The sequence below is a fragment of the Sphingomonas sp. T1 genome (assembly GCF_902506585.1).
GTDB lineage: Bacteria > Pseudomonadota > Alphaproteobacteria > Sphingomonadales > Sphingomonadaceae > Sphingomonas > Sphingomonas aerolata.
Genome location: NZ_LR733875.1, coordinates 3,823,255 through 3,832,886, shown reverse-complemented (window position 1 = coordinate 3,832,886; position 9,632 = coordinate 3,823,255). Strand labels below are relative to the sequence as shown.

Here is a 9,632-nt window from a genome sequence, read left to right as displayed (position 1 = left end):
CCCACTCCCCGCACCCCCGCTCGCGCCGACCGCCCCGTGGTGGTGAGCGCGCTGACCACCGAGGAGCTGATCGCGCAGTGCCGCGGCAAGGATGCGGACCCCGCGCCGAGCTTCTGCACGGGTTATATCCTCGGCGCGTTCGACACGCTGTCGATGGCGCGCGAGATCTGCCCGTCGGCGACCAAGGGCTCGACGATCGACGCGGTGGCGACGACGCGCAAATATCTGCGCACCAAGGGGAAGAAGGCGAAGGCCGCACCGATCTTCGTGGTCCGCGACGCGCTGCGCCGGTCCTTTGCGTGCAAGCGGAACGCCAAACGCTAGCCTGTCCGCCGTACCGGTAGCGGTACGGCCCTCTCACAATCCGCCAACGTGCCACCCGCGACGATTCGTCGGCGGGCGGCCTGCCAATGTGCGGCGCCACGGTGAACGGCGATGGCTCTCGATAACCGAAATAGTGCCTATTCTGAACATGCTCGCAACATTCGTATGAAGAGGTCATATTTGGGTATTGTCATATAAGTCAGAATGGAGAATTCATGTCCCCGGAACCGGACCAAGCGCGATCGCGCAGCCGGACAAGGGGGCCTTCATGAACTTCAGACATACCACGTCCTATATTGCACTTGCCGGATCGCTGTTGCTGACGGCGATCCCCGCTGTGGCGCAGACCGCGACGGACAGCCCGGCGACGCCGGCCCAGGCCAAGGTCGAGGCCGATGCGCAGACCGCGTTCACCGCGGGCGATACGGCCAAGACCGTGTCCGACGACATGATCGTCGTCACCGGATCGCGGATCCAGCGCCCCAACATGACATCGGCCGCGCCGATCACCTCGGTCACCGCGCAGGACATCCGCGCGCAGGCGGCGATCACCGTCGAGGACGTGCTCAACCGCCTGCCGCAGGTGTCGCCCGACAGCCAGCAGACCTATCAGGATTCGGACGGCCGCCAGCGGATCAAGCTGCGCAGCCTCGGCTTCGAGCGGACGCTGGTGCTCGTCGACGGCAAGCGGCTGGGCACGCAGAACGGCCAGGACGTCGGCATCATCCCGCCCTCGCTGCTCGAACGCGTCGACGTGCTGACCGGCGGCGCGTCGTCGGTCTATGGATCGGACGCGGTCGCGGGCGTGGTGAACTTCATCCTGAAGAAGGATTTCGAGGGGATCCAGCTCGACGGCAATTACAGCTTCTACAATCACGAGAACAAGGACACGATCGTGTCGCCGCTGGCGCGCGCGAACGCGTTCGAGGCGCCGCGCGGGCTGACCAATGACGGCGGCCGGTCCGACGTGACGCTGACCGCGGGCACCAAGCTGTTCGACGGCGCGCTGCGCGTGTCGGGCTTCGTCAATTACCGCCAGGCCAATGACGTCCCCTATGACGCACGGTCGAGCTCGGCATGCCAGCTGGTCCAGACCGGCAAGGACGGCCCGCTGTCCTGCTCGCTGTCGACCTATTCGCCGAGCGGCTATATCTCGCCGCGCAGCGGGGCGAACAGCGGCGTCGGCTATGTCAACGATCCCGCCGGCACGCGGACGTTCGTGCCCTACGGCGCAGGCGCGGGCAACGCGGCCAACCCCTATGACGGCTATTCCTACCAGCGTGAATTCGAACGCTATACGGCGGGCGGCTTCGTCAGCGCGAAGATCGCGCCCGAGCTCGAGCTCTATGGTTCGGGGATCTGGTTCCGCGACAGGTCGGTGAACCCCTATCCGACGCGCGTCTACAGCTACACCGCCTATGGCGACACGCCGTACCAGGTGAACTGCAACAACCCGTTCCTGTCGACGTCGCAGGCCAGCACGATCTGCGGTGCGCAGGCGGGGACGTCGGCGCTCGCGCCGCTCGACGTGCGCTATCGCTTCAACGACCTGCCCTTCTCGCCCGACGTCTATCTGAACAAGGGGATCCGCGCGACCGCGGGCATCCGCGGCACCGTCGGCGACGCGTGGACCTATGATCTGGGCGGCGTGTTCTCGCGCAACCAGCAGGACATCACCTTCGGCAATTTCGCCGATTTCGACCGGGTGAACCGCTCGCTCAACGTCGTCAGCGTCAACGGCACGCCGACCTGCGCGGCGACCGTGTCGGGGGTCGACCCGGCCTGTGTCCCGTTCAACGCGTTCAGCGCAGGGACGCTCGGCGGACCGCTCGCCGATTACCTCTTCACCGCGCGCAGCGGCACCTCGACCGGCGTCGCCAAATTGTGGGACATCGTGTCGTCGGTGACCGGCGACCTCGGCAAATACGGGATCACCTCGCCCTTTGCGAACCAGGGCGTCGCGATCGCGCTGGGCGGCGAATATCGCAAGGACAGCTATGCCTCGTCCGCGGATGCGATCTACCGCGAGCAGAATGGCGGCGAGGATTTCAACCTGAGCCAGGACGTGTGGGAATCGAACATCGAGGTCCAGGCGCCGCTGATCGAGGAGCGCCGCTTCGCGCATCTGCTGCAGGTCACGGGCGGCTATCGTGTGTCGAAATACAGCAGCAATCCCAAGACCTTCAACACGTGGAAGCTCGAGGGTACCTATGCCCCGGTCAGCGACCTGACGTTCCGCGCATCGTTCAACAAGGCGCAGCGTGCACCGACGGTGTTCGAGATCCGCCAGGCGACCGCGATCAACTATAGCCGGCAGGGCGGATCGCAGAACGACTTCTGCGCGCCCGTGCCGCGCCAGATCGCGGACCCCGCCAATCCCGGCCGCACGATCACCACGACCACGCCGATCGCCTCGCGCGAGGTGTGCGCGGCGACCGGGCTGTCCGACGCACTCTATGGCAGCGCGACCCTGCTGTGCCCGAACGACCAGTGCACGGTGCGATCGGGCGGGTTCACCGCCGATCCAGAAACCGCCTATACCCAGACCTATGGCCTGGTCGTGAAGCCGAGCTTCCTGCGCGGGCTGGTCTTCTCGGTCGATCGCTACCGGATCAAGATCAACAACTCGCTCGGCTATAACGACGACAGCTATTACACCGATGGCTGCCAGCGTTCGAACGGCGACCCGTTCTTCTGCTCGGGGATCGTCCGCCAGCCCGGCACAGGCATCCTCTACGCCGCCGCCGCGAACAACCCGACCAGCGGCTTCATCCGCGCGGGCACGACCAATTATTACTTCTCGATCGCGCGCGGCTGGGACTTCCAGAGCCAGTATACGCTGGGTCTCGGCGGGGCCGGCAAGATCGACTGGAACTTCAACGGGTCGCTGACCACCTTTGCCGGCGGGCAGGATTCGCCGCTCCAGCCCAAGCGCAATTGTGCGGGCTATTACGGCAATGGCTGCGGCCAGCTGCTGCCGAAATGGTCGCACGGGCTGCGGACGACCTATACGACGAGCGACGGCATCTTCAGCACCTCGTTCAACTGGCGCTATGTCGGGTCGCTGACGAGTGCGGACAATTCGGGCGATCCGGCGATCGGCGGCACGCCCGACCGCGCGCGGACGACCTTCTACAGGGTCGCGCCGGTGAATTATTTCGACCTGGCGCTGACCTTCGCCGTGTCGCGCGACTTCTCGCTCCGGCTGATCGCGAACAACCTGCTCGACAAGACGCCGCCGATCCTGGCGAATTCCTACGACATCAGCCTGGCGCGCAGCAACACGATCCCCGCGCGCTACGACGCGCTGGGCCGCAACCTTGCGGTCGGGGCGACCGTGCGGTTCTGATCGAACCGGGGCGTATCGGGGGGCTCGTCGTTCGCGACGGGCCCTTTTTTTTGGTGCGGGAGCCGGCGACGTCCGCCCGTCGCTCCGCCCTCAAAACGCGTTAAGATCCGCGTGCCGGGCGCCGGCATTTTCGACGTCATGACGCAAACGGAACAAGACTGCGTCGAGAGTGTTCGAACCTGTTGTAAGTACAGGGAGAGTTAAATGTCAGATTATCGGGGCGGCGAGCCAATTCGTCAGAAGAGCGGCGCAGGCAAGACGATCGTCATCGTCCTTGTCGTCATTGCGGCCATCGTCGGTGTCCTCTTTGCGACCGGGTTCTGGAGCGCCAACGTGAAGGAAGGTTCGCTTCCGGAGGTCTCCGTCAAGGGCGGCGACATGCCGAACGTCGATCTCGACTCGAAAGCGGTCGTCGTCGGCACGAAGAAGACCGAAGTCGAGGTCCCCAAGGTCAAGACCGAAACCGAAACGGTCGACGTGCCCACCGTGGGCGTCAAGGACAATGGCGAGAAGTAAGACTTCGCCTGACGTCACGAGCCCTCACCTGACGGTGGGGGCTTTTTTTTTTGTGACCGACGCGGATGTTAGGGCGGAATCGGGTAGCGTTATTGCTTGGCGCGGGTCCCTTTTTTTTCGTCCTGCCATGCGCCGTGGGGCGGTACGGTGTCGGTCAGGGGCTGGGCCTAAACGACAAACTGGAGCGCGGCATTATAGTTTCCGCGAACAATCGGGTAGCTCAGATCGTTTACGACCAACGCGTAGTAATATTGATTATTCCCATGCGGCCCGTTGCTATAGTAGAATGAGATCCTACCTTGTTCGCTTCTTTTCGTCATCCGCCCCCCTTGCCTATTCGGCAGATAATATTCCCGAACAGATACGCCACCTGCCGCACGCTGCCCCGTCATCGGATCGGTCATATGTGGCGAGTTATAGAGCGCTTCGGACAGGGATATGACATTTCGCACGTGATTCTTGAGATGGTTTTCAATCCTATCGAATTTTACCGTGTTCGGCTTGCCGTTCATGATCATCGAGCGACTGACGAGCGAGAGCCGTATTGCGGTCGTCTTGGCGATCACTATCCCATCCGAGATTCCGGTGATCATATGCTGCATCGATATGTAACGGCGCCCTTCGGCACTAAACTGATTAAATACAGGGGTGACGTCGAAGATCTTCTTGAAGGGTACAGCGGCCACAGACATGCGGGCCATCACCGTGCTGAGACCGATATCGGCGCCCTGGACCTGCACGCTCATGAAAATACCCTTCGAGTGTCGAAGCCTGGTCCTTCGACGCACGAGGTTTCAGCAGGATTGCCGGGCGGCGGGACCGAATTACGACTGTAATAAAGCCCGGCGGGTGCGCTGTTAGCGGCGCTCCGCCACTCACTTGCGGCCGAACAGCTTCTCGATGTCGCCGTGTGCGAGTTTTACCCAGGTGGGGCGGCCGTGGTTGCATTGGCCCGAATGGGGGGTGATCTCCATTTCGCGCAGCAGCGCGTTCATCTCGGGGACCGAGAGGATGCGGCCGGCGCGGACCGAGCCGTGGCAGGCCATCGTGCCCGCGACCGCGTCGAGCCGTTCCTTCAGCGACAGCGCCTCGTCGAACGCGGCGAGTTCGTCGGCGAGGTCGGTGACGAGGCCTTTGGGATCGCTCTGGCCGAGCAGGGCGGGGGTCGCGCGGACGAGCATCGCGCGCGCGCCGAAGCGTTCGAGGTCGAGCCCGAACTCGGACAGCTCGGCGGCGCGCGCCTCGAGCCGGTCGCAGGCGGGTTCGTCGAGCTCGACGACCTCGGGGATCAGCAGCGCCTGGCTCGCGACGGTGCCGCCGGCGAGCGCCGCGCGCATCCGTTCGAGGACGAGGCGTTCGTGCGCGGCATGCTGGTCGACGAGGACGAGACCGTCCTCCGCCTCGGCGACGATATAGGTCTTGGCGACCTGGCCGCGCGCAACGCCCATCGGGAAGGATGAGGTTTGCGGCGGGGGTGTCCAGGCGGGTTCGGCTCTGGCCTGCGGGGGGGCGGCGAAGAAGGTGGGGCGGGCGTCGTTGACGCTGGCGTAGCTGCGGGATTCCAGCGGCAGTCTTTGGGGCGGGCCCTCACCTTCCCACCCGCTTTGCGGGCGGGCCCCTTCCTCTCCCCCGGGGGGAGAGGAGTTTTCCTGCTGCCACATGGCAAGGGCGGTGTCGCTGGCGCGCTGGCTGCGGTGGCCGGCGGCGTCGAGCGCGCGGCGCAGTCCCGAGACGATGAGGCCGCGGACCATTGCCGGGTCGCGGAAGCGGACCTCGGTCTTCGCGGGGTGGACGTTGACGTCGACCTGGTCGGTGGGGACGTCGAGGAACAGCGCGACGACCGCATGCCGGTCGCGCGGGAGCATTTCGGCATAGGCGCCGCGGATCGCGCCCATCAGCAGCCGGTCCTTCACCGGTCGGCCGTTGACGAACAGATACTGGTGGTCGGCGATGCCGCGATTGTAGGTCGGCAGGCTCGCGACCCCGCCGAGCACGAGCATGCCCGAGTCGACCGGGCGTTCGAGGTCGATCGTGACCGCATTGTCGGCGAGCGCGCGATCGGTGAGCGTCGCGACGCGGCCCGGCCGGTCCTCGACCTGCGTCGCCGCCAGCGTGCGGCGGCCGTCATGCTCGATCGTGAAGCCGATATCGGGACGCGCCATCGCGAGCCGGCGGACGATGTCGAGACAGGCGGCATATTCGGCGCGCGGGGAGCGGAGGAACTTGCGGCGGGCGGGGACGCGCGCGAACAGATCCTCGACGACGACGCGCGTGCCGGGCGGCAGCGCGGCGGGGCCCTCGCGCTCGACGCGGCCATTGTCGACGATCCGCGACCAGCCCTCGGCCCCCCTCACCCGGCTTTCGATCGTCAGCCGCGCGACGCTGGCGATCGAGGGCAGCGCCTCGCCGCGAAAGCCGAGCGTCACCACCGATTCGATGATCTCGTCGGGCATCTTCGAGGTCGCGTGCCGTTCGAGCGCGAGCATCATGTCGGCGGGCGTCATGCCGCATCCGTCGTCGGCGACTTCGATGCGCGATGTGCCGCCTTCGACGAGGAGAATCGCGATGCGTCCGGCGCCCGCATCGATGGCGTTCTCGACTAACTCCTTCAACGCGCTGGCGGGTCTTTCCACCACTTCACCGGCGGCGATACGATTGACGAGATGCTCGGGGAGACGCCGTATTGACATGGGTTTGCGTCTAGACCAAGCGACGGCATCCCGCGACCCGCAAACGCCCGCTTATTAGGCACCCGGTGCTCGAAAACACCGGCGGGGCCCGCGAGATGATGTGCGAAATGCCGCCCGTCCGGCGGCCAGGATTACGGGACCCTGATTGAATGGCCTTCTACTCGCGTTTCTTCAAGTTCATGTCGCACGACATGGCGATCGACCTCGGCACCGCGAACACGGTTGTCTATGTCCGTGGCCGCGGCATCGTCCTGAACGAGCCGTCGGTGGTCGCGGTCGAGACGATCAACGGCATCAAGCGCGTCAAGGCGGTCGGTGACGACGCGAAGCTGATGATGGGCAAGACCCCGGGCAATATCGAGGCGATCCGCCCGCTGCGCGACGGCGTGATCGCGGACATCGACGTCGCCGAGCAGATGATCAAATATTTCATCCAGAAGGTGCACGGCCCGCGCCGCTTCGCCCGCTGGCCCGAAATCGTGATCTGCGTGCCGTCGGGGTCGACCAAGGTCGAGCGCCGCGCGATCCGCGACGCCGCGTCGAACGCGGGCGCGAGCACGGTGTGGCTGATCGAGGAGCCGATGGCCGCCGCGATCGGCGCCGACATGCCCGTGACCGAGCCGATCGGCAGCATGGTCGTCGACATCGGCGGCGGCACGACCGAGGTCGCGGTGCTGAGCCTGCGCGGGCTGGCCTATACGACGTCGGTCCGCGTCGGCGGCGACAAGATGGACGAGGCGATCGTCAGCTATGTCCGCCGCAACCACAATCTGCTGATCGGCGAAGCGACCGCCGAGCGGATCAAGCAGGAGGTCGGCATCGCCAAGCCGCCGGTCGACGGCATCGGCACGATCATCCACATCAAGGGCCGCGACCTGGTCAACGGCGTGCCCAAGGAAATCCAGATCAACCAGGGCCAGATCGCCGAGGCGCTGAGCGAGCCGGTCGCGACGATCGTCGAGGGCGTCCGCGTCGCGCTGGAGAACACGGCACCCGAGCTGGCCGCGGACATCGTCGACCAGGGCATCGTCCTGACCGGCGGCGGCGCGCTGCTGCAGGGGCTGGACGAGGTGCTGCGCGACGAGACCGGGCTGCCGGTGACGGTCGCCGAGGACCCGCTGACCTGCGTCGCGCTGGGCACCGGTCGCGCGCTCGAGGACCCGCTGTTCCGCGGCGTGCTGATGAGCGGCTGAGAAGCGTGTAGGTGGGAAACGGGTCAGTGGAAATCGCATCGACCGAGTCGCGGGGATAGGGCCCCGGACCCGGCGATGCCCGAGAACGAGGGGACAGGCGCATGGCGCCAGCCCGCGACCGCCGGACGGGGTTTTCCCGACGGCGTCAATATGGGGTGTTCGTAGGCTATGTGCTCGCCATCGCCGGTGCGGTGGTGGGCGCAGCGTTGCTCGTCGTCTCGACCTTCAACCCGCCCGCCTTTGCCGGCGCACGGATGGGCGTGGCGGGCCTCACCGCGCCGGTCTCGTCGGGTCTCGCCTGGGTCGTGGGCGGGGTCGCCGCGGTGCCCGAGGCGATCGGGACCTATTTCTTCGTCCGCCAGGAAAATGTCGCGTTGCGCCGCGAGCGCGACCAGACGCGCGCTTTGCTGATGCGCGCACGGACGATCGCCTATGACAATCGCCGGCTGCGATCGCTGCTGAAGGTCCGCGACCGGATCGCCGAACCGGTCGTCACCGCGCGACTGGTGAGTTCGAGCGCGTCGAGCGGGCGCCGTTTCGCCTTGCTCAACGCGGGCCGCTGGAGCGGGGTGCGGCCGGGCATGGCGGTGCGCGGCCCCGACGGGCTGGTCGGGCGCGTCGTCGAGACCGGCCCGAATGCGGCGCGGGTGATGCTGCTGACCGACGGCGACAGCATCGTGCCGATCCGCCGGACGCGCGACGGCCTGCCCGCGATCGCGGTCGGGCGCGGCGACGGCATGCTCGACGTCCGGTCGGTCAACGCGACCAACGTCAAGTTCAATGCGGGCGACCTGTTCGTCACGTCGGGCGTCGGCGGGCTGTATTCGCCCGGCATCCCGGTCGCGCGGGTGATGACCGCGGGCGCGGATTCGGTGATGGCGCGGACCTTCGCCAATCCCGACACCTTCGATTTCGCGGTGGTCGAGCCCGGCTTCATGCCGGTACCGCCGCCGCGCGCCCTTGCGCCGTCCGACAATAGCGCCAAGTGACTGCCAAACCACCCTATCCCGTCTTCCCCCAAATGATCGACCAGCCGTGACCACCCGCAACAGCGTCGACTACAAGCCGTTCGAACCGAAGGTCGCAGGCGGCCGGGCGCGGGCGATCCCGTGGCTGACCGTCATGGCGGGATCGCTGATGACGATCGTGCCGCTGATCGCGACGATCCCGATCCTGCCGCCGTTCGGCTTCGTCATGCTGCTCGCATGGCGGCTGCTCGCGCGTTACGCGCTGCGCCCCTGGGCGGCGGCACCGCTCGGGCTGTTCGACGACCTGCTCAGCGGGCAGCCGCTGGGCAGCGCGGTGCTGCTCTGGTCGCTCGCGTTCGTGGCGATCGACATGATCGAGCAGCGGCTGGTGTACCGCGATTTCTGGCAGGACTGGCTGATCGCGAGCGGCGGAATCGCGTGCTGCGTGATCGGCGGGCGATTTCTGGGCGTACGGGTCGGCACGCATGTCGACACCGTGCTATTGGCGCAGATCGTGATCACCATGATGCTCTTCCCGCTGGCGGCACGGATCGTCGCGACGATCGAACGACGCAGGGTTCAGGAATGAAGC

The 9,632-nt window shown here is 66.3% G+C and carries 8 protein-coding genes; 6 read left to right on the top strand and 2 right to left on the bottom strand.

The features are described 5' to 3' along the window. The 3 genes from GV027_RS17565 to GV027_RS17555 form a co-directional block, all read left to right on the top strand. On the top strand, window positions 1-324 hold a 324-nt coding region (locus GV027_RS17565), incomplete at its 5' end, for a Rap1a/Tai family immunity protein (protein WP_236559293.1). Window positions 325-592: 268 nt separating this feature from the next. Then, on the top strand, window positions 593-3,673 hold the full coding sequence (locus GV027_RS17560) for a TonB-dependent receptor domain-containing protein (RefSeq protein ID WP_159512649.1): 3,081 nt from the start codon (window positions 593-595) through the stop codon (window positions 3,671-3,673). Between the two features lie 204 nt (window positions 3,674-3,877). Next, on the top strand, window positions 3,878-4,189 hold the full coding sequence (locus GV027_RS17555) for a hypothetical protein (protein ID WP_031440198.1): 312 nt from the start codon (window positions 3,878-3,880) through the stop codon (window positions 4,187-4,189). Window positions 4,190-4,356: 167 nt separating this feature from the next. On the opposite strand, the gene GV027_RS17550 is transcribed toward GV027_RS17555, so the two are convergent. Continuing rightward, window positions 4,357-4,935 carry a hypothetical protein gene (locus GV027_RS17550; protein ID WP_159512648.1) on the bottom strand — a complete coding sequence of 193 codons (579 nt, stop codon included), beginning with the start codon at window positions 4,933-4,935 and terminating at the stop codon, window positions 4,357-4,359. Between the two features lie 129 nt (window positions 4,936-5,064). Then, entirely contained in the window at window positions 5,065-6,879 is a 1,815-nt protein-coding gene (mutL, locus tag GV027_RS17545) for a DNA mismatch repair endonuclease MutL (RefSeq protein WP_159512647.1), read from the bottom strand. A gap of 149 nt (window positions 6,880-7,028) precedes the next feature. Here mutL and GV027_RS17540 point away from each other — a divergent pair, with 149 nt between their 5' ends. The 3 genes from GV027_RS17540 to mreD all read left to right on the top strand — a co-directional run bounded on the left by GV027_RS17540 (window position 7,029) and on the right by mreD (window position 9,629). Then, complete coding sequence (locus GV027_RS17540) at window positions 7,029-8,072, top strand: rod shape-determining protein (protein WP_031439534.1); 1,044 nt, start codon at window positions 7,029-7,031, stop codon at window positions 8,070-8,072. 101 nt (window positions 8,073-8,173) lie between these two features. After that, window positions 8,174-9,061, top strand: a complete 888-nt coding sequence (gene mreC, locus GV027_RS17535) for a rod shape-determining protein MreC (RefSeq protein ID WP_159512646.1) — start codon at window positions 8,174-8,176, stop codon at window positions 9,059-9,061. 46 nt (window positions 9,062-9,107) lie between these two features. Beyond that, window positions 9,108-9,629: a rod shape-determining protein MreD gene (gene mreD / locus GV027_RS17530; RefSeq protein ID WP_031440173.1), complete on the top strand. Its 522-nt coding sequence runs from the start codon at window positions 9,108-9,110 to the stop codon at window positions 9,627-9,629. Window positions 9,630-9,632 lie beyond the last annotated feature (3 nt).

Excerpts from the sequence above, each read along its gene's own strand:
- mreC (WP_159512646.1), top strand. The coding sequence starts at position 8,174 with ATGGCGCCAGCCCGCGACCGCCGGACGGGGTTTTCCCGACGGCGTCAA.
- GV027_RS17540 (WP_031439534.1), top strand. The coding sequence starts at position 7,029 with ATGGCCTTCTACTCGCGTTTCTTCAAGTTCATGTCGCACGACATGGCG.
- GV027_RS17560 (WP_159512649.1), top strand. The coding sequence starts at position 593 with ATGAACTTCAGACATACCACGTCCTATATTGCACTTGCCGGATCGCTG.
- mutL (WP_159512647.1), bottom strand. The coding sequence starts at position 6,879 with ATGTCAATACGGCGTCTCCCCGAGCATCTCGTCAATCGTATCGCCGCC.
- GV027_RS17555 (WP_031440198.1), top strand. The coding sequence starts at position 3,878 with ATGTCAGATTATCGGGGCGGCGAGCCAATTCGTCAGAAGAGCGGCGCA.
- GV027_RS17550 (WP_159512648.1), bottom strand. The coding sequence starts at position 4,935 with ATGAGCGTGCAGGTCCAGGGCGCCGATATCGGTCTCAGCACGGTGATG.